General features: G+C 54.8%; 18 protein-coding genes. 6 read left to right on the top strand and 12 right to left on the bottom strand.

Annotated features, from left to right (window positions below; all coding sequences use genetic code 11):
- Positions 1–18: 18 nt before the first annotated feature.
- From ttrB to ttrA, 3 genes are read left to right on the top strand one after another with little or no spacing between them, the layout of a single operon-like run.
- Positions 19–747: a tetrathionate reductase subunit TtrB gene (gene ttrB, locus C2U53_RS21395; protein ID WP_104446419.1), complete on the top strand. Its 729-nt coding sequence runs from the start codon at positions 19–21 to the stop codon at positions 745–747.
- Positions 747–1,769, top strand: coding sequence for a tetrathionate reductase subunit TtrC (gene ttrC / locus C2U53_RS21390; protein ID WP_104446418.1), 1,023 nt, complete (start codon positions 747–749; stop codon positions 1,767–1,769). The genes ttrB and ttrC overlap by 1 nt, the downstream gene beginning before the upstream one ends.
- On the top strand, positions 1,762–4,827 hold the full coding sequence (ttrA, locus tag C2U53_RS21385) for a tetrathionate reductase subunit TtrA (RefSeq protein WP_104446417.1): 3,066 nt from the start codon (positions 1,762–1,764) through the stop codon (positions 4,825–4,827). Before ttrC ends, ttrA begins: the two co-directional genes overlap by 8 nt.
- A gap of 92 nt (positions 4,828–4,919) precedes the next feature.
- Here ttrA and C2U53_RS21380 read toward each other — a convergent pair whose 3' ends face one another.
- From C2U53_RS21380 to C2U53_RS21370, 3 genes are read right to left on the bottom strand one after another with little or no spacing between them, the layout of a single operon-like run.
- Positions 4,920–5,732: a MetQ/NlpA family ABC transporter substrate-binding protein gene (locus tag C2U53_RS21380; protein WP_044265416.1), complete on the bottom strand. Its 813-nt coding sequence runs from the start codon at positions 5,730–5,732 to the stop codon at positions 4,920–4,922.
- Between the two features lie 21 nt (positions 5,733–5,753).
- Positions 5,754–6,422, bottom strand: coding sequence for a methionine ABC transporter permease (locus tag C2U53_RS21375; protein WP_104446416.1), 669 nt, complete (start codon positions 6,420–6,422; stop codon positions 5,754–5,756).
- A complete protein-coding gene (locus tag C2U53_RS21370; RefSeq protein WP_044265420.1) occupies positions 6,415–7,437 on the bottom strand; it encodes a methionine ABC transporter ATP-binding protein in 1,023 nt (340 codons plus the stop codon). The genes C2U53_RS21375 and C2U53_RS21370 overlap by 8 nt, the downstream gene beginning before the upstream one ends.
- 523 nt (positions 7,438–7,960) lie before the next feature.
- On the opposite strand from C2U53_RS21370, the gene pykF reads away from it, so the two are divergent.
- Positions 7,961–9,373: a pyruvate kinase PykF gene (gene pykF, locus C2U53_RS21360; protein WP_043000839.1), complete on the top strand. Its 1,413-nt coding sequence runs from the start codon at positions 7,961–7,963 to the stop codon at positions 9,371–9,373.
- 308 nt (positions 9,374–9,681) lie between these two features.
- The gene (gene lpp / locus C2U53_RS21355) at positions 9,682–9,918 is read left to right on the top strand and encodes a murein lipoprotein Lpp (RefSeq protein ID WP_001082307.1); all 237 of its coding nucleotides are present in this window, start codon (positions 9,682–9,684) and stop codon (positions 9,916–9,918) included.
- Positions 9,919–9,994: 76 nt separating this feature from the next.
- Here the strand turns inward: lpp and C2U53_RS21350 are convergent, their stop codons facing one another.
- The 8 genes from C2U53_RS21350 to C2U53_RS21315 all read right to left on the bottom strand — a co-directional run bounded on the left by C2U53_RS21350 (position 9,995) and on the right by C2U53_RS21315 (position 17,949).
- A complete protein-coding gene (locus tag C2U53_RS21350; RefSeq protein ID WP_043000840.1) occupies positions 9,995–10,990 on the bottom strand; it encodes a L,D-transpeptidase family protein in 996 nt (331 codons plus the stop codon).
- Positions 10,991–11,087: 97 nt separating this feature from the next.
- A complete protein-coding gene (gene sufE, locus C2U53_RS21345; RefSeq protein ID WP_043000841.1) occupies positions 11,088–11,504 on the bottom strand; it encodes a cysteine desulfuration protein SufE in 417 nt (138 codons plus the stop codon).
- Between the two features lie 12 nt (positions 11,505–11,516).
- Positions 11,517–12,737, bottom strand: a complete 1,221-nt coding sequence (sufS, locus tag C2U53_RS21340) for a cysteine desulfurase SufS (RefSeq protein ID WP_043000842.1) — start codon at positions 12,735–12,737, stop codon at positions 11,517–11,519.
- Entirely contained in the window at positions 12,734–14,005 is a 1,272-nt protein-coding gene (gene sufD, locus C2U53_RS21335) for a Fe-S cluster assembly protein SufD (protein WP_104446415.1), read from the bottom strand. The genes sufS and sufD overlap by 4 nt, the downstream gene beginning before the upstream one ends.
- A complete protein-coding gene (gene sufC, locus C2U53_RS21330; RefSeq protein WP_043000844.1) occupies positions 13,980–14,726 on the bottom strand; it encodes a Fe-S cluster assembly ATPase SufC in 747 nt (248 codons plus the stop codon). Before sufC ends, sufD begins: the two co-directional genes overlap by 26 nt.
- Before the next feature lie 9 nt (positions 14,727–14,735).
- A complete protein-coding gene (gene sufB / locus C2U53_RS21325) occupies positions 14,736–16,223 on the bottom strand; it encodes a Fe-S cluster assembly protein SufB (RefSeq protein ID WP_044254746.1) in 1,488 nt (495 codons plus the stop codon).
- 8 nt (positions 16,224–16,231) lie between these two features.
- On the bottom strand, positions 16,232–16,549 hold the full coding sequence (gene sufA / locus C2U53_RS21320; protein WP_246876132.1) for a Fe-S cluster assembly scaffold SufA: 318 nt from the start codon (positions 16,547–16,549) through the stop codon (positions 16,232–16,234).
- 524 nt (positions 16,550–17,073) lie between these two features.
- Positions 17,074–17,949 carry a LysR family transcriptional regulator gene (locus C2U53_RS21315; protein ID WP_043000847.1) on the bottom strand — a complete coding sequence of 292 codons (876 nt, stop codon included), beginning with the start codon at positions 17,947–17,949 and terminating at the stop codon, positions 17,074–17,076.
- A gap of 123 nt (positions 17,950–18,072) precedes the next feature.
- Here C2U53_RS21315 and C2U53_RS21310 point away from each other — a divergent pair, with 123 nt between their 5' ends.
- Positions 18,073–18,924: a Vmh family MBL fold metallo-hydrolase gene (locus tag C2U53_RS21310; protein ID WP_044254752.1), complete on the top strand. Its 852-nt coding sequence runs from the start codon at positions 18,073–18,075 to the stop codon at positions 18,922–18,924.
- 68 nt (positions 18,925–18,992) lie between these two features.
- On the opposite strand, the gene C2U53_RS21305 is transcribed toward C2U53_RS21310, so the two are convergent.
- On the bottom strand, positions 18,993–19,181 hold the full coding sequence (locus tag C2U53_RS21305) for a YdiH family protein (protein WP_042282711.1): 189 nt from the start codon (positions 19,179–19,181) through the stop codon (positions 18,993–18,995).
- Between the last annotated feature and the right edge of the window lie 82 nt (positions 19,182–19,263).

The following is a 19,263-nucleotide window of genomic DNA, read 5'->3' as shown; positions in this document are numbered from 1 at the left end:
CTTGAGACGGGAGAAAAAATGGACAGCAGTAAACGGCAGTTTCTCCAGCAACTGGGCGTCCTGACCGCAGGCGCGTCGCTGGTTCCACTGGCGCAGGCGAAATTTTCTTTTTCACCTGAACGCCACGGTGGTTCCACACAGCAGCGTTACGCGATGCTTGTCGATCTGCGCCGCTGCATCGGCTGTCAGGCCTGCACCGTCAGTTGTGCGATTGAAAACCAGACGCCGCAGGGCGAGTTCCGTACCCATGTGAATCAGTATCAGGTCCAGATGGCGGATGAGGTGACCAATGTGCTGTTACCGCGTCTGTGCAACCACTGCGACAATCCGCCCTGCGTACCGGTTTGTCCGGTGCAGGCCACCTTTCAACGCAAAGACGGTATCGTCGTGGTCGATAACACCCGCTGCGTCGGTTGTGCCTACTGTGTGCAGGCGTGTCCTTATGACGCCCGTTTTATCAATCATGAAACGCAGACCGCCGATAAATGCACGTTTTGCGTCCATCGTTTAGAGGCCGGACTTCTCCCCGCCTGCGTGGAGTCCTGTGTTGGCGGCGCGCGCATCATCGGCGATATCCGCGATCCGCAAAGCCGTATTTCGCAATTAATCCGCACCCATCATGACACCATCAAAGTGTTGAAACCGGAAAACAACACCGTGCCCCATGTCTTCTATCTGGGACTGGATGAGGCGTTTGTCTCCCCGTTGATGGGCCGCGCACAACCCGCACTCTGGCAGGAGGTCTGATAATGTCACCCTTAATCATTGAAGAGGTGCTGACCCGTCCACAGGCGGTGAGTTGGCTTCCCTGGGCAGTACAGTATTTCTTTTTCATCGGTATTGCCGCCTGCGGGGCGCTGTCTGGTGCCGTCCTGCACTGGCGGAAAAAGGATAATCCCGCCCTGGAAAACCTGACGCTGCTGATTACGCTAACCTGCGCAATCACCGCACCGCTGGCGCTAACCGCCGATCTCCACCAGACAGCCCGTGTCTGGCATTTCTATGCGTACCCTACGCCGTGGTCATGGATGCCGTGGGGCGCCCTGTTTTTGCCGCTGTTTACCGCGTTCCTCGGACTCTGGTTTCTGGCGCAGATTTACAGGCAACTCACTGGTAAAAGTTACGCTGTCACAAAATGGTTCGCGTGTGCCAGCGCGCTGACCGCGATAGGATTGTTGCTCTATACCGGGCGGGAAGTCTCTGTGGTGCAGGCTCGCCCCGTCTGGTTCAGTTATGCCTTTGTGCTGGTGATGTTCCTGAGTGCGCTACAAACCTTTTTAGCGTTGTTAATCGTCGGGCTGCGCGATGATTTTCCAACGCAAAAGCGCCTCGCGCTCGGACAACTGCTGACACTGCTCGCCCTTGCAGCCGTCATTATTTTCTGGATCTGCGGCGATACGCTTTCCGGTATGGCCATCCGCCAGTGGCTGGCAATCTCCGCATCGGCACGCCATTACGCCTCAGGCTGGCTGGCATTCTGGCTGATCTCATTGCTGTGTAGCGTTATCGCCCTGCGTCGTCCGCTGTCATTGCCTCTGCGTAGCCTGCTGGCGTTGAGCGCGATGGCGCTATGCTGGCTCATGCGCTGGACGCTGCTGATTCAGGGGCAGACGCTGCCGAAATTCAACGCCCAGTTCAACCCATACGCCTTGCCCGCCGGAACCGACGGTTGGCTTGCCATCCTCGGCACCTTCGGCCTGTGGATAGCGCTGCTTATTATTATTCGCGAAAGCGTGAACGGACTCGCAAGGAGACTGCAACATGGCTAATTTAACCCGTCGTCAGTGGCTCAAAGTCGGCCTGGCCGTCGGCGGTATGGCGACATTCGCCCTCAGCTATCGTGACGTCGCGAAGCGTGCCATTGACGGCTTGATCAACGGCACCTCGGGTAAAATCACCCGCGACCACATCATCGGTAACGCGCTGATCCCGGAAGCCAACGCGCACCCGCGCTGGCAGCAGAATACGCAGCAAACCATCGCCATGACCCAATGTTTCGGCTGCTGGACACAGTGCGGCGTCAGGGTACGCGTTGATCAACAAACCAACCGGGTGCTACGTATTGCCGGCAACCCATATCATCCGCTTTCTCATGAGCATCATATTGACGCGTCGGTGCCATTCAGTACGGCGATGGCGCAACTGGCGGGCGAGAACGGTCTTGATGCTCGCTCGACGGCCTGCGCCAGGGGCGCGACGCAACTGGAAGGCCTGTACAGCCCGTTGCGTATTCTTGAGCCGATGAAACGCGTCGGTAAACGCGGCGAAGGTAAATGGCAGCGCATCAGCTTTGAACAATTGATCAATGAAGTGGTGGAAGGCGGCGACCTGTTTGGCGAGGGTCACGTTGACGGCCTGCGCGCCATTTACGCCCCGTCGACCCCCATTGATCCGCAACATCCGGGGTTTGGTCCTAAATCCAACCAGCTTCTGGTCACCAATACCAGCGACGATGGGCGAGATACATTTTTACGCCGCTTTGCTCTCAACAGTTTCGGTAGCAAGAACTTTGGCGCGCATGGCTCCTATTGTGGACTGGCCTATCGCGCAGGTTCCGGCGCGCTGATGGGCGATCTCGATAAAAACACCCACGTAAAGCCCGACTGGGATAACGTCGAGTTCGCGCTGTTTATGGGCACCTCTCCCGCACAGTCGGGCAACCCGTTTAAACGCCAGGCCAGACAGCTTTCCAGCGCACGCCTGCGCGGTGATTTCAGCTATGTGGTCGTCGCCCCGGCGCTGCCGTTAACCACCGTGTTAGCTGACGATCACGGTCACTGGTTACCCGTGATCCCCGGCAGCGACTCTGCGCTGGCGATGGCAATGATCCGCTGGATTATCGAAAACCAACGCTACAACGCCGATTATCTGGCGCTGCCCGGCGCAAAGGCCATGCAACACGCTGACGAGAAGAGCTGGACCAACGCCACGCATCTGGTGATCGCCGACGATCTTCCCGGACTGGCGGGACAGCACTTAACGCGTCGCCATCTGGACCCTTCCGCGGCCAATGATCCACTGGTTGTTAATGAACACAACGAGCTGGCCCCCGCCAGTGATTGTCTGCACGCCACGCTGTTTGCCACGCGCCAGGTCACGCTCGCCGACGGACGTAGCGTGACGGTGAAGAGCAGCTTCCAGTGTCTGAAAGAATCGGCGGAAAAAATGACGCTCACGCAGTACAGCCAACAGTGCGGTGTGGCTGAGGACAACATCATCGCGCTAGCGGATGCCTTTACCCGTCACGGACGTAAAGCGGCGGTCGTCACCCACGGCGGCATGATGGCAGGAAATGGTTTCTATAATGCGTGGGCGGTGATGATGCTGAACGCGCTGATCGGCAACCTCAGTCTGGAAGGCGGCGTCTTTGTCGGCGGCGGAAAATTCAACGGCGCAACGGACGGCCCACGCTACAACATGGCGAGTTTTCAAGGAAAGGTGAAGCCTAAAGGGCTGAGCATCGCGCGAAGCAAAACGGCGTATGAATCTTCTGAAGAGTACCGTGACAAGGTCGCCGCCGGGCGTTCCCCCTTCCCGGCTAAAGCACCGTGGTATCCGTTTGTCGCCGGTCAACTGACTGAGTTGCTGAGTTCCGCGCTGGAGGGGTATCCGTACCCGCTGAAAGCGTGGATCTCCAACATGACCAATCCCTTGTATGGCATACCCGGTTTGCGCGCGGTGGCTGAAGAAAAGCTGAAAGATCCGGCACGGTTGCCGCTGTTTATTGCCATCGACGCGTATATGAACGAAACGACGGCCCTTGCGGATTACATCGTACCGGACACGCATAATTTCGAAAGCTGGGGATTCAGCGCGCCGTGGGCTGGCGTCGCCAGTAAAGCCACCACCGCTCGCTGGCCGATTGTTACCGCTGCCACCGCCACAACCGCCGACGGTCAGCCGGTTTCGATGGAGGCATTCTGCATCGCGGTGGCAAAGCAACTGCATCTGCCGGGGTTTGGCGACAATGCGATATCCGACAGCGCAGGGAACCATTATCCGCTCAACCGTGCCGAAGACTACTATCTGCGCGTTGCCGCCAATATCGCGTTTATGGGGAAGGCCCCGGTCGCCGAAGCGGTAACGGAAGATATTGAACTCACAGGCGTCCGCCGCATTATGCCCGTCATTCAACAGACACTGAAAGCGGAGGAAGTCCGTCGGGTGGCGTTTATCTATTCACGTGGCGGTCGGTTCGCACCGGACAAGAGCGGACGGGCAGAAAACCGGGTCGGCAACGCGTGGGAAAAACCGCTGCAAATCTGGAACGCCGAGGTTGCCGCTCATCGTCATGCTATCACTGGCGAGCGCTACAGCGGCTGTCCGGCGTGGTATCCGGCAAGGCTCTCTGACGGACGTTCGGTGGACGACCTGTTCCCGCTGGCACAGTGGCCGCTCAAACTTATCTCGTTTAAGTCCAATACCATGGCCAGTGCGTCTGCGGTGATCCCACGTTTGCACCACGTTAAACCGGTCAATCTGGTGGCGTTGAACCCGCAGGACGGTCAGCGTTTCGGGCTTTCCCATGGCGACACGGTGCGGATCACCACGCCGGGTGGACAGGTTGAGGCGCAAATTAGTTTGCTGCACGGCGTAATGCCTGGAGTCATCGCGATCGAGCACGGCTATGGGCATCGGGAGATGGGCGGTGCGCAACACACGCTGGACGGTGAACCGCTGCCGTTTGATGCGAAAGTGAAATCGGGGATTAGCCTGAATGACCTGGGGTTTGCCGATCCGACGCGAAAAATCAGTAACACCTGGCTGGACTGGGTGTCCGGCGCCGCGGTCCGTCAGGGGCTGCCAGCAAGAATTGAGCGGGTCTGACACTTGCACGGATGGCAATGCTCGCGCGTTTTACCCGGCCTACAGGACAACGTAGGCCGGGTAAGGCGAAGCCGTCTCCCGGCAAAAACGGATCAGTTATTCACCGGAATGACCGCACCTTTGTATTTGGTGCGGATCCACTCCTGAATCTCTTTTGAGTGCAGGACGTCAACCAGTGCGACGATATCCTTTTTCTTCTCGTCGCCACGATGCACAGTAATGATGTTGGCATACGGGTTGTTCTCACCGCTTTCCACCGCGATCGGGTCGTGTACCGGATCCAGACCAGCGTCGATAGCGTAGTTGGCGTTAATCACCACCGCATCACCTTCATCGTTGTTGTACATTTGCGGCAACAGCGCGGCTTCCACGTTAGGCAGGAACTTCAGCTTCTTCGGGTTATCCACGATGTCGCTGATGCGTGCGGTCACTTTGTCCACGCCCGGCTTCAGTTTGATTACGCCTTCTTTCTCGAAGATAGACAGAATACGCCCCTCTTCCGACACCGCATCACGCATGATGATTTTGCCGCCTTCCGGCAGATCCTTCAGTGATTTAACTTTTTTCGAATAGATGCCGATAGGCTCAATGTGGATGGCGCCCGCACTGACAAAATCGTAGGTCTTATCCCCGGCATGGTCTTTCAGCACACTGTTCAGATAGGGAATATGCTGGAAGTAGTTGGCATCAATCTCACGGCCCGCCAGCGCGGTGTTCGGCAGGATGTAGTCCTGGAACGGTTTAATCTCCAGATCGATCCCCTGTTTCGCCAGAATCGGTTTGGCCTGTTCGAGGATTTCGGCATGCGGTACGTTGGACGCGCCCACGGTCAGCGTGTCCGCCCAGGAGGCGAAGCTCAGGGCACTTAAGGTGGCTGCGGCGAGAAGTGTCAGTGATTTTTTCATGATAATGGTTTCCGTATTTTATTAGCGTTTATCTAACAGAGAAGTGATCACATCGCCGCAGAACTGGATAATGAAGACGATAACCAGAATGGTCACTGTCGCCACCAGCGTGACGTCGTTGTGGTTGCGCTGGAATCCTTCCAGATAAGCCAGATTCCCTAAACCACCTGCCCCGATCACCCCAGCCATCGCGCTGTAACTGACCAGCGCAATCAGCGTCACGGTGATACCGGACACCAGAGCGGGTGACGATTCAGGTAACAAAACCCGAAAAATTAAGGTGCTGAGACGAGCGCCCATTGAACGTGTGGCTTCAATGACGCCCTTATCCACTTCGCGCAGGGCGATCTCAACCAGGCGCGCGTAGAATGGCGCGGCACCGACAATCAGCGCCGGTAAGGCGGCATTCGCGCCAAGAATGGTGCCGACAATCGCTTTGGTAAACGGGATCAGTAAGACGATCAAAATAATGAACGGGATCGAGCGGAAAATATTCACCACCAGCGAAATGCCGCTGTACAGCACACGGTTCTGGAATAGCCCGCCGCGTGCGGTAAGAAACAGCGCCAGTCCGAGGACGATACCGAGAACAAAGGTCGCAATCCCGGAGAGCGCGGTCATGTACAGCGTCTCCTGAGTAGCGGCAAACAATTGATCCCATTTCAGATGGGGAAACAGACTCTCAGCCATGTTGAATCACCTCACCGTCAATGCCGCTTTTTTGCAGGTCGTCCAGAATGTTATTGAGTTGCTCTTCCGACGCCACCACGTGCAGCCACAGCTGGCCGAACACGCCATGCGCCGTCTGGGTCATTTTGCCGTGCAGGATATTGAATGGCAGACCGTAGCGCAGGGTCAGTTCGCCAACGATCGGCTGATGCGTGCTGTGCCCGGTAAAGGTTAATTTAATTACCGTGCCGCCCAGTTCGCTCGCCAGTTGTGGGTTAAAGGCTTCTTCATCAGCATACTGTCCCACCTGGCGGACAAACTGCCGGGTAATCGGCTGTTGCGGATGCGTGAAGACGCTCAAGACGTCGCCCTCTTCCACCACCTGACCGTTCTCCATCACTGCCACACGATCGCAGATTTTGCGCACCACGTGCATTTCATGGGTGATCAACACAATCGTCAGTTGGAAGCGGCGGTTGATATCAAGTAGCAGATCAAGAATTTGATCGGTTGTTTGCGGGTCCAGCGCCGACGTGGCTTCATCGCACAGCAATACATCCGGGCTGTTGGCCAGCGCGCGTGCAATCCCCACGCGCTGCTTTTGCCCGCCGCTCAGCTGTGACGGAAAGGCATTTTCGCGCCCCGTCAACCCTACCAGTTCAATCAGTTCCGCCACGCGAGCCTGAATTTTTGCTTTTGGCGCACCGGCGATTTGCATTGAAAAGGCGATGTTGTCGCGCACGGTGCGTGACCACAGCAGATTAAAATGCTGGAAGACCATGCTGATTTTCAGGCGCGCCTGACGCAGGGATTCGCCGCGAGCGGCAGAAATATCATGACCGTTGATGGTCACGCTGCCCGTGGTTGGTTTTTCCAGCCCGTTGAGCAGACGAATCAGGGTGCTTTTCCCGGCACCGCTGTAGCCAATAATTCCGTAAATCTGTCCCTGCTCCACGGTCAAATTGACATTATCAACCGCAGTAATGGATAGCCGGCCTGGCGTGAACACTTTCGAAATATTTTTCAGGACAATCATGTCGTTTGGGTATCCGCGGCTGCTTATTGTTATCCTGCCAGCGCTTTCAGCTATTTAGCAGTATGGATGTCCAAACGAGTGTAATCAGGGTAATTTAGATTTGAAATGATTTAAAAGTCATTTGTTATAACTTGAAGGAATAAGTTGGGTTGCGCAACACAGCCTGGTTTTTGCGTTTGCGCAATTGGCAGACACGACTTGTTTAATAACAATTTGTTGTGTAACTGCCTGGATGTATTCTGAAACACCGTTTCCATTTTCCTTTTGTGTCTGTTTCAGCGTATAATGCGTGACAATTGTCACTTGAATGGTTTCAGCACATTGACCTGTCATACTCAGAGACTACAAAACGTCCCTTTTTGTCGGGCTGAACGACGAGCACACATTCCTCTGCACGCTCTATCGATGTCACCTATCCTTAGTGCGAGGCATCACAACTTTCGTAATACAGGTTTAGCTTCCAGTCAGTGCGTTCCGGAAGCCGGCTTTCCATATCCTTCTCAACTTAAAGACTAAGACTGTCATGAAAAAGACGAAAATTGTTTGCACCATCGGTCCGAAAACCGAATCTGAAGAGATGTTAACCAAAATGCTGGACGCGGGCATGAACGTCATGCGTCTGAACTTCTCTCACGGTGACTATGCAGAACACGGTCAGCGTATCCAGAACCTGCGCAACGTGATGAGCAAAACCGGCAAGAAAGCGGCCATCCTGCTCGACACGAAAGGTCCGGAAATCCGTACCATCAAGCTGGAAGGCGGTAACGACGTTTCCCTGAAAGCGGGCCAGACCTTTACCTTCACCACCGATAAATCCGTGGTGGGGAATAACGAAATCGTTGCCGTGACCTACGAAGGTTTCACCTCCGATCTGTCCGTGGGTAATACCGTACTGGTCGACGATGGTCTGATCGGTATGGAAGTCACCGCGATCGAAGGCAACAAAGTCATCTGTAAAGTGCTGAACAACGGCGACCTCGGCGAAAACAAAGGCGTTAACCTGCCAGGCGTTTCTATCGCCCTGCCGGCGCTGGCAGAAAAAGACAAACAGGACCTGATCTTTGGTTGCGAACAAGGCGTTGACTTTGTTGCGGCCTCTTTTATCCGTAAGCGTTCTGACGTGGTTGAAATCCGTGAGCACCTGAAAGCGCACGGCGGCGAGAAGATCCAGATCATCTCCAAAATTGAAAACCAGGAAGGCCTGAACAACTTCGACGAAATCCTCGAAGCGTCTGACGGTATCATGGTTGCCCGTGGCGACCTGGGCGTTGAAATCCCGGTTGAAGAAGTGATCTTCGCGCAGAAGATGATGATCGAAAAATGTATCCGTGCGCGTAAAGTGGTTATCACTGCGACCCAGATGCTGGATTCCATGATCAAAAACCCGCGTCCGACTCGCGCTGAAGCAGGCGACGTGGCGAACGCCATCCTCGACGGCACCGATGCGGTGATGCTGTCAGGCGAATCAGCAAAAGGTAAATACCCGCTGGAAGCGGTCACCATCATGGCGACCATCTGTGAGCGTACCGACCGTGTGATGACCAGCCGTCTGGACTTCAACAATGACAGCCGCAAATTGCGCATCACTGAAGCCGTCTGCCGTGGCGCGGTGGAAACCGCGGAAAAACTGGAAGCACCGCTGATCGTGGTGGCCACTCAGGGCGGTAAATCCGCTCGCGCAGTGCGTAAATACTTCCCGGACGCCACCATTCTGGCGCTGACCACCAACGAAGTCACAGCCCGCCAGCTGGTGCTGAGCAAAGGCGTTGTGGCGCATCTGGTGAAAGAAATCGCGTCTACTGATGATTTTTACCGTCTGGGTAAAGAGGTTGCTCAGCAGAGCGGTCTGGCTCAGAAAGGTGACGTAGTGGTGATGGTTTCTGGTGCTCTGGTACCGAGCGGCACGACTAACACAGCATCTGTTCACGTACTGTAATAATTCTCGAGTGAATTAATTCGATTAAAAAGCGCCCTCGCGGCGCTTTTTTTATTTTTCCAATAGCCACTATTAATAAAAAAGCAAATCGGATTGAGCTATCTAATTACAGATTATCTAAGACGAATCCGATGGAAGCAGCCTGTTTTCACACGGTTTTTTAGCCGTTTTTGCGCATTTCGATGCTTCTTTGAGCGAACGATCAAAAATAAGCGTCTTCTCATCAAAAAAATATTCTCAACATAAAAAAGTTTGTGTAATACTTGTAACGCTACATGGAGATTAACTCAATCTAGAGGGTATTAATAATGAATCGTACTAAACTGGTACTGGGCGCGGTAATCCTGGGTTCTACTCTGCTGGCTGGTTGCTCCAGCAACGCTAAAATCGATCAGCTGTCTTCTGACGTTCAGACTCTGAACGCTAAAGTTGACCAGCTGAGCAACGACGTGAACGCAATGCGTTCCGACGTTCAGGCTGCTAAAGACGACGCAGCTCGCGCTAACCAGCGTCTGGACAACCAGGCTACTAAATACCGTAAGTAATAGTACCTGTGTAATAGAAATGGCGCACATTGTGCGCCATTTTTTTGTCTCGCGTTCTTCCTTCCCGCTACTCTCACTACTGCGTCTGCGTCTCTTCCTGTACTGATCCATTTTGCGCTGACTGAACAGCAGGTGTAGCTTCAACCGTTGGCGTTTGCCCGGCAGAGACCGCCACCGGATAACCCGCGCGACGATACAACGCTTTATCCACCAGAGCGTCATCCACCTCTTTCGTCGCCTTAAACTGGCTGAACCCGGCAGGCAGCACATACGGCATCGTCTGTACGTTTTGTTCTTCTTCCGGCGACAGTGGTCGGTGGACCTCAACGTAGCGCAGTCCGCTCGGCTCCACGGAATATTTCACCGGTTCATTAATCACTCTCACCGGCGTTCCCGTGCGAACCTGGGAGAACAGCGCTTTGATGTCCGGGGCATTCATCCGGATACAGCCGGAACTGACGCGCAGACCCACGCTGTCTGGTTGACTGGTGCCATGAATGAGATACTCGCCATTACCGTGCGCCAGACGAAGTGCAAAGAGCCCCAGCGGGTTATTCGGCCCGGCGGGGACCACCGGCGGCAACGTAATGCCTCGCTCCAGAGAGCGCTTACGGATGCCTGCCGTTGGCGTCCAGGTCGGATTCGGGATTTTCTGCCCAACGCGGGTTTCCATCACCGGCGTTTCCAGTCCCTGTAAGCCAATACCGATCGGATAGACCTGGACGATATTTTCGCCCGGCGGATAGTAGTACAGCCGCAGTTCAGCCAGATTAACGATGATGCCTTCTCGGGGCGCATCGGGCAGCAATAGCTGTGACGGGATCGTTACCAGGGTGCCCGGCTTTGGCACAGGCGCAATGGTATTATTTGCCTCCAGAATAAGCATCGCGGCAGTATCAAAACGACGGGCAATGGCCTGCAGGTTTTTATCGCCTTCCTGCACCGTATACGTTTGATTCTGTCCAACAAGGCGACTGCCTGCTGGCGGTAAGGGGTAATCCACCGCCCAGGCAGCCTGTATGGCGCTGTAAGCGCCGATAAGCATTAGAGTAATAAGAGACGCGCGTTTCATACCCAACCTCCTGTATTCACTGGCATGGCCAGAATGCTGATAATCCTGTAAGACAGCCGGCTGCCTTACCTGACAGGATGAAAGCTGTCTATTGAGTTTAGCTAAGCGTTGCTGCTTTGGTACGGATCGCGCGAATCATCGCTTCCAGACCCTGCGACCGAGACGGTGTGAGATGCTGCGCGAGCGCCATCTGTTCAAACCACGGCCGCACATCAAAATTCACGATATCCTGAGCCGTCATCTGGTGATACAGAATGAAGACGACCGCAATCAGCCCTTTCACAATGGCAGCATCACTGTCGCCCTGCAGCTCAATAACGCCTTGCGCATTCTGGCGCATCACTATCCAGACCTGACTCTGACATCCCTGAATCGTATTTTCAGGACAACGGTCCGCTGCGGATATTTCCGGCAATCGCTGTCCCAGCTCAATGATGTACAGATACTTCTCTTCCCAATTAGCGCAACGCTGAAAATTACGCAACAATTTTTCTCTATCCGGCAGCGCAGCCATAGTGCCTCCCTGTTACCCCAGTAAGCGATGAATTCGTTGCAAGCCTGTCACCAGGCGATCCACTTCTTCATGGGTGTTATACATTGCCAGCGACGCCCGGCACATCGCCGGCACCTGATAAAAAGCCATCAGCGGCATCGCGCAATGGTGTCCGGTCCGCACGGCGATCCCGTAATTATCGAGAAAACTGCCGACGTCATAGGCGTGATGTTTGCCGAGATTAAAGGCAATCACACCCAGACGGTCACTGGGGCCGTACAGCGTGAGATCCGGCACCGCCTTCAGTTGCTCCAGTGCATAGTGCATCAGGTTCTGTTCGTATTCGTTAATCGCCTCCAGTCCCAGCGCTGAAACATACTCCAGCGCGGCGCCAAAGCCGATAATCCCGCCGGTATTCGGCGTCCCCGCTTCGAAGCGCCACGGCGCTTTCGTCCAGGTCGTCCCCTGCGTCAGGCTGACGGTGGCGATCATCGACCCGCCCCCTTCCCAGGGCGGCATCTGTTGCAACAGCGCCTCTTTGACATAGAGCACACCAATACCGGTCGGGCCATACAGCTTGTGACCCGAGAAGACGTAAAAATCGCAGTCCAGCGCCTGAACGTCTACCGGGTGGTGCATCACCGCCTGCGCACCGTCCACCAGCACCTTTGCGCCATGCTGATGCGCCAGCGCGATCATTTCGGCGACAGGGTTTTCCGTACCCAGCACATTAGAGACGTGCGTTATCGCCAGCAGCCGGGTTTTCTCATCAAACAGGGTGGGTAGGATCTCCTGTTGCAGTGTACCGTCGGCGTTCAGCGGGATCACCCGCAGCTCAGCGCCCACCCGCGCGCACAGCATCTGCCACGGCACAATGTTGGCATGGTGCTCCATCTCACTGATGATGATGTTATCGCCCGCGTGGACGTTCTCTGGCCCCCAACTGTTGGCGACCAGGTTAATGCCTTCCGTTGTACCGCGCACAAACACCAGTTCTTCCGCAGAGCGTGCGTTAATAAACAGCGATGCCAGCTTGCGCACGTTCTCCATTTTTTCGGTGGCCTGAGCGCTGAGGGTGTGGATCCCCCGGTGCACCGCCGCATAACCATGACGATAAAACTCAGCTTCCGCGTCAATCACCTGCGCCGGTTTTTGCGCGCTGGCGGCGCTGTCGAGATACGCCAGCGGCAGACCATTCACTTCGCGCGTGAGGACTGGAAAATCCGCACGTACTGTGTCGATGGGAAATGTCATGCTACGCCTCCCGGCAGACGTTGGCCGATCCGCGCCAGCACCTGTTGTTTCAATGCCTCGTCGCTCAGCGCTTCCGTCAGTTCTGCGGCAAAGGCATAAAGGATCATCTGTTGTGCATCCCGTTGAGCAATCCCGCGCGAGCGCAGGTAGAACATCTGCTCATCGTCAATACGCCCTACCGTCGCCCCGTGACTACACTTCACGTCATCAGCGTAGATTTCCAGCTGCGGTTTGGTATCCACTTCTGCAAGCTTGCCGAGCAGCAGATTATTGTTCGTCATCTGCCCGTCCGTTTTGATCGCGTGTTGGGCAACGTTAATCAGCCCGTTAAATACCGCCCGCCCCTTATCGCTGACGATGGTTTTATGCAACTGTCGGCTGTTGCAATAGCCTTTGTTGTGCTCAAGCCATGTGCGGGTATCGCAGACCTCATTTTTCACCGGCATGGCCAGGCTGTTGATCCTGAGAGTCGTGTTCTCGCCGTTCAGTTGTGTGCTGGTGTTGTGACGCAACACCGCATCGCCGAGCAGAAAGCTGTGGCTGTGCGCCGACGCGTCTGCCGCCAACAAGATATCGTTATGGGCGAAGTGATGGCTGAGCGGGTTTTCAAATACCAGCTTGATGTGATGCAGGTGCGCGTTTGCCGCCACGTTCATGGTCAGGCGCGCGCCGGTGAAATGTCGGGCATCATTCAGACTGACGTAATGCTCGATAATCGTCGCCTCCGCCCCTTCCGCCAGATCAAGATGGTGACGATAGTGCGCCGTGTTCACCTCTTCTGCGGATACGCCCTGGGTGATGTGCATCAACAGCAGCGGTTTTGCCGGGCGCTGGTTACGCTTAACGCGAATATGGGTCACGCTACGCGCCAGGCTTTCGGTGAGATGCAAAAACACTTCCGGTTGTACCGCGACCGGCAGGGTCTGGCGCTCGTCGTTGATCGCCACCTCAAAACCGCTGTTCTCCCAACTGTCGCTGAGCGTCGGGTTGAACTGCCCGTCGACAAACACCAGTCGCAATGCCTCCACGTTAAGCGCTAACGCATCGCGCTGCGCCGGGGAAACATCGGCAGAACGACTGACGAACAAGCTGTTGCTGAGTCCTTCCAGCGGAGTGTATTTCCAGTTCTCATGTTTGCGCGTTGGCAGCCCCAGACGCAGAACCTGCTGGAGATGCTGTTGTGCCTGTTCAGAACGCGTCTCACCCTGTGCTTCAAACAGGTGATGCCATTGTTGCAGCGCATTACTGCTGTTCGGTAAGCCAGCCATATCCCTGCTCCTCCAGTTGTTTGACCAGCGTGAAATCGCCAGACTTCACAATCCGTCCCTGATACAGGACGTGGACAAAATCCGGCTTGATATAGTCAAGGATGCGCTGATAGTGGGTGACAATAATGAACGAGCGCTTACCGTCACGCAGTGAGTTGACCCCATCGGCAACCACTTTCAGGGCATCAATATCCAGCCCGGAGTCCGATTCATCGAGAATGCACAGTTCCGGCTCAAGCACCGCCATTTGCAGAATGTCATTCCGCTTCTTCTCGCCGCCGGAAAAACCGACGTTTACCGAGCGGGTTAGCAGATCTTCCGGCATCTTCAGCAGCGCGATTTTCTCTTCCATCAGATCCTGAAAATCGAAACGATCAAGCGATTCCTGGCCGCGATACGTACGCACCGCATTGAGCGCTGTTTGCAGGAAAAACTGATTGCTGACGCCGGGGATTTCCACCGGATACTGGAAGGCCATAAAGATACCTTCGCCTGCTCTTTCTTCCGGCGCCAGGTCGAGCAGGTCTTTCCCTTTAAACATCACCGACCCGCCGGTGACCTCGTAATCTTCACGCCCTGCCAGCGTCGCAGAAAGCGTACTTTTCCCGGAGCCGTTCGGTCCCATAATGGCATGCACTTCCCCCGGACGAACCTCAAGGTTCAACCCACGCAGGATGGCTTTTTCTTCCACACTGACCTGTAAATCTTTAATCGTTAACATGTTTCTTCCTTAACCGACGCTGTGTTCAAGGCTAATGGCTAAAAGTTTTTGTGCTTCGACGGCAAACTCCAGCGGCAACTCGGAGAACACGTCTTTACAGAACCCGTTGACGATCATTGAGATCGCATCTTCTTCGCTGATACCGCGCTGCAGACAATAGAACAGCTGATCTTCACCAATCCGTGAGGTGGTCGCTTCGTGCTCCAGCTGCGCGCTGTTGTTGCGGCATTCAACATACGGGAAGGTATGCGCTCCGCAGTCGGCGCCAATCAGCATCGAGTCGCACTGGGTAAAGTTACGGGCATTGGTGGCGGTCGGCATAATTTTGACCAGTCCGCGGTAGCTGTTCTGGCTGTGTCCGGCGGAAATCCCCTTCGAAATAATGGTCGAGCGGGTGTTCTTGCCGATGTGGATCATCTTGGTACCGGTGTCCGCCTGCTGATGACCGCTGGTTAACGCCACCGAATAAAATTCGCCGATCGAGTTGTCGCCGCGCAGAATACAGCTGGGGTATTTCCAGGTGATGGCTGACCCCGTTTCCGACTGGGTCCAGGACATTTTGCTGTTCTCGCCCTCACACAACGCGCGTTTGGTGACGAAGTTCAGAATGCCGCCGGTGTTGTTATCGCCAGGGAACCAGTTCTGGACGGTGGAGTATTTCACCTCGGCGTCTTTATGGATGATGACTTCCACGACCGCCGCGTGCAGCTGATAGCTGTCGCGCACTGGTGCAGAACAGCCTTCGATATAGCTTACATAGCTGCCTTCATCCGCTACCAGGATCGTGCGTTCAAACTGCCCGGTCTTTTCGGCGTTAATGCGAAAATAGGTTGAAAGCTCCATCGGGCAGCGCACGCCTTTCGGCACATAGATAAAAGTGCCATCAGAGGCGACTGCGGCATTCAACGCGGCGAAGAAGTTATCGTTGCCGGGCACGACGGTGCCAAGATACTGTTTCACCAGTTCGGGATGATCGTGTATCGCCTCACCAAAGGAGCAGAAAATGATCCCCTGCTCCGCCAGTTTTTCACGATAAGTGGTGGCAACAGAGACGGAGTCAAAAATGGCATCCACCGCGACTTCACGGCCTTCGCGTACCGGTACGCCAAGTTGTTCAAACGCGGCCTCAACTTCTTTGCTGAGAAAGGCGTTTGCCCCGGTTTGCTGGACCGCCCCCGGCTCAGAGGCGCAGGTCTCATCGCAATTCCCGCACGACGGCGCGGAATAGTAGCTGTAATCCTGATAATTCAGCTTCTCGTAGTGCGCCTTCAGCCAGTGCGGCTCCGGCATGTCGACCCACGCTCTGTACGCATTAAGGCGAAACTCCAGCATCCACTCCGGTTCATTACGTTTGGCCGAAATGGCGCGCACCACCTCTTCGTTGATCCCTTTCGCCAGCTCGTCTGTTTGCAGTTGGGTAAAGAAACCCTCTTTATAATTCAGGGGGCCGCCGGTCCAGGTTTTGACATCGTCAGTTGCTTCAGTATTACGAGACATAGTACCGCCTATACCCCAAAGCTTTCGCCACAGCCGCATTCGTTCTGGGCTTTCGGGTTATGAAATTTGAATAACTGGTTTAATCCTTCACGGACGTAATCCACTTCCGTGCCGTCGATAAACGGCATCGCCTGTAACGGGACATAGAGCTTCGCGCCTTCAACCTCAAACAGCAGATCGTCTTTTTCCGGATCGCTGACGGTATCCAGCACATAGCCAAAACCCGCGCATCCCGTCTGTTTAACGCCCAGGCGCACGCCCAGCATGCCCGGCTGCTTTGCGACCAATTCGCGAATATGGGCCGCTGCCGCCGGGGTTAGCGTCAATCCGCGCTAGGCAAAATCGTCCGGATTAAATGTTCCTGAATGCAATTCCATAGGGTTACCTCGCATAGTGAGCCATCAGGCTATAACACCATGTTAGTGATAACGATTCTCACTTCAACCCCTCAACAGCAGGGGCATTACGGTGTTTCACCTGTTTTGACCGCTTTTATTAAGCATAGACCCTGCCACGTGGGTTAAAAGGAATGGATGAATTTGTTCAATATACTGATTAATAATGACTTTATCGTCTGTCATCGACCGGACTGGTCAAAACAGTAAAGATGTATAGAAAATGACTATTTCAGGGATAGGAATGACGTGAGAAGCGTGAAAGCACAGAAAAACAAAACCCTTAAGGTTGTCAGTAACAGCCCTAAGGGTTCCGGCCCCATCCGGCGCTTATCTCCGGCACTCATGATGGCTTAGCTCTTGAAGGGGCGATAAGAATAGTCTCATATCGGCAAAGGTCATTTTTAACACAAATTGCTATCTGCTGTTTTATACGTCAGATCAATTCATGGATTTTACGGCATGGCGGTCTGGATCGCCTCCAGAAACAACCGAAGCCCGGCGGGCTGATGTTCACGGGAAAGATACAGGCCGTACACGGCAAGGCGTCGGGGTTGCAAGGTTGGTAGCAGGCGAACCAGTCGTCCCTGAGCCAGTCCGTCACGCGCTTCCTTTTCCGGCACCAGCGCTATCCCCATGCCTGCCAGCGCGGATTCACAAAGTAAAGACGAGATCCCGGCACTCAAATTCCCCTTGATCGCCACCGAGACCGCCTCGCCCTGCTCGTTGAGAAAGTGCCACGATTTTCCTGCAAACCCACTGTAATACAGACAGTTATGCTGAGTGAGATCCTCCAGCGTCTGTGGGGTGCCGTGCTGACGCAAATACGCCTCTGATGCGCAGAGAACCGATTCGCAATCGCCAAGCCGGCGGGCAATCGCGCCAGGCTCCGGGTTATCGGTAATGCGAATGGCGACATCAATACGTTCACCGACCAGACTAACTGGCTGATTGTTTATCTCAACTTCAATGCGCAGTTCGGGATAACGCGCTAAAAATCCCGGCAGCATCGGGGCGAGAATATGCATTGCCGTAAAGTGCGCGCAGGCGACGCGTAGCGTTCCGCTGGGAATGTCTGCCGCCGACGCCGCGCCAATCGCTTGTGAGAGTTGCGCCAGCGTTCGCGTCTTCACCAGCGCCTCCTCCCCGGCGGGGGTAATTGTCAGCCTGCGCGAGGTGCGATGAATCAGCCGCGCCCCGGCCCATTTCTCCATCTCATCAAGATAGCGGCTCACCATCGGCCTGGAGAGACCCAGTGCCCGCGCCGCCGCACTCAGACTGCCTAAATCGCAGATATGATTGAATACCGTCGCCGCCATCACTCTGTCCATCGCCACCCATCCGATCGTTTTATGAAACTCAGCATGTTCTGATACGGGAATTCTAACAGATCTCAATTCCCTTAAAATACAGACCACACACAAGACCATTTCATCTGCATAAGGCTATTCCTCATGAAAAGTAAACTGCTGGCCCTGCTGTTGCCTGCTGTCGCCTCCCCCCTGTTTGCCGCGCCGCTGCAACTTGACGTCTATAACCCGCAGGAGAACGCCATTTTCCCTGTCTCCTCAACGTTAGTATCCGGTCCGACGGAAGCGATATTGTTTGATGCGCAGTTCAGCACTAAAGACGGTGGAAAGCTGGTGGAGATGATTAAATCCCGTGGCAAGACGCTGAAAGCCATCGTGATTACCTCCGGCGATCCGGATTTCTATTTCGGCCTGCAGCCGATTGTGAAAGCCTTTCCTGACGCGAAGGTACTGGCCACGCCACGGGTCGTTGAGCATATTCGAGCCACCAAAGAGGCTAAGTTGCAGTACTGGGGACCCCAGATGAAAGAGGGTGCGCCAACGGCGCTGACCGTCCCGCAGGCAACCACAGAAACGCGTTTTCGCATCGATGGTGAAACGCTGGAACTGCGTCATCCCAGTGATTACGCGGCCTATGTTTGGGTGCCAGCGAACCGGACCATTCTCGGCGGCACGGGCGTGGCGTCAGGCATTCACGTCTGGACCGCTGACACCCAGACACCAGCGCAACGCGCATCATGGCGTCATGTTCTGACTGAAATGGATAGTCTAAAGCCTGCACAGGTTATTCCGGGTCATTACCTTGGTGAGCGCCCTGAAGGCGATCGGGCCATCCGCTTCACGCAGGATTATCTGCAATCGTTCGAACAGGCGCTGGCGGCGAAGCAAGGTTCGCCCTGGGTCATTAAAACGATGAAAGCGGCGTGGCCGGGACTGGCAGAGGAAAGTTCGCTGGAATTGAGCGCGAAAGTGAATTCGGGCGAGATGGCGTGGTAATACCGCCAGTGAGGAACAAAAAAACCCGACACGAATGTCGGGTTCTTTTTACGTTAACGATCGCTGAATCAATGAACGCCAAGGCGCCAGGCAAAGTAGATCTCTTCTTTTAATTCAGTGGAAGAGAGCGTCAGTAAATCGGCAAATTCCAGCTCAAGTTGTTTCAGTCTTTTGAGATACTGGGCTGGAGAAAGCTCTGTTTTATCACGACGTAAAAACTCAATTGCCAGTTGGGCCGGGTCTAGTTGGCTAGTCATATCATCCTCGCTTATGGTCAAAACCTGCACAGTATATCACCTTTCGCTGTGCAGATTATGACCAAAAGCAATACTGATCACA

The sequence above is a fragment of the Citrobacter sp. CFNIH10 genome, assembly GCF_002934585.1.
Taxonomy (GTDB): domain Bacteria; phylum Pseudomonadota; class Gammaproteobacteria; order Enterobacterales; family Enterobacteriaceae; genus Citrobacter_A; species Citrobacter_A amalonaticus.
Note: the sequence above shows the minus strand (reverse complement) of the source record. Positions and strands in the feature narration are given on the sequence as shown.

Excerpts from the sequence above, each read along its gene's own strand:
- ttrB (WP_104446419.1), top strand. The coding sequence starts at position 19 with ATGGACAGCAGTAAACGGCAGTTTCTCCAGCAACTGGGCGTCCTGACC.
- ttrA (WP_104446417.1), top strand. The coding sequence starts at position 1,762 with ATGGCTAATTTAACCCGTCGTCAGTGGCTCAAAGTCGGCCTGGCCGTC.
- C2U53_RS21380 (WP_044265416.1), bottom strand. The coding sequence starts at position 5,732 with ATGAAAAAATCACTGACACTTCTCGCCGCAGCCACCTTAAGTGCCCTG.
- C2U53_RS21375 (WP_104446416.1), bottom strand. The coding sequence starts at position 6,422 with ATGGCTGAGAGTCTGTTTCCCCATCTGAAATGGGATCAATTGTTTGCC.
- C2U53_RS21370 (WP_044265420.1), bottom strand. The coding sequence starts at position 7,437 with ATGATTGTCCTGAAAAATATTTCGAAAGTGTTCACGCCAGGCCGGCTA.
- pykF (WP_043000839.1), top strand. The coding sequence starts at position 7,961 with ATGAAAAAGACGAAAATTGTTTGCACCATCGGTCCGAAAACCGAATCT.
- lpp (WP_001082307.1), top strand. The coding sequence starts at position 9,682 with ATGAATCGTACTAAACTGGTACTGGGCGCGGTAATCCTGGGTTCTACT.
- C2U53_RS21350 (WP_043000840.1), bottom strand. The coding sequence starts at position 10,990 with ATGAAACGCGCGTCTCTTATTACTCTAATGCTTATCGGCGCTTACAGC.
- sufE (WP_043000841.1), bottom strand. The coding sequence starts at position 11,504 with ATGGCTGCGCTGCCGGATAGAGAAAAATTGTTGCGTAATTTTCAGCGT.
- sufS (WP_043000842.1), bottom strand. The coding sequence starts at position 12,737 with ATGACATTTCCCATCGACACAGTACGTGCGGATTTTCCAGTCCTCACG.
- sufD (WP_104446415.1), bottom strand. The coding sequence starts at position 14,005 with ATGGCTGGCTTACCGAACAGCAGTAATGCGCTGCAACAATGGCATCAC.
- sufC (WP_043000844.1), bottom strand. The coding sequence starts at position 14,726 with ATGTTAACGATTAAAGATTTACAGGTCAGTGTGGAAGAAAAAGCCATC.
- sufB (WP_044254746.1), bottom strand. The coding sequence starts at position 16,223 with ATGTCTCGTAATACTGAAGCAACTGACGATGTCAAAACCTGGACCGGC.
- C2U53_RS21315 (WP_043000847.1), bottom strand. The coding sequence starts at position 17,949 with ATGGACAGAGTGATGGCGGCGACGGTATTCAATCATATCTGCGATTTA.
- C2U53_RS21310 (WP_044254752.1), top strand. The coding sequence starts at position 18,073 with ATGAAAAGTAAACTGCTGGCCCTGCTGTTGCCTGCTGTCGCCTCCCCC.
- C2U53_RS21305 (WP_042282711.1), bottom strand. The coding sequence starts at position 19,181 with ATGACTAGCCAACTAGACCCGGCCCAACTGGCAATTGAGTTTTTACGT.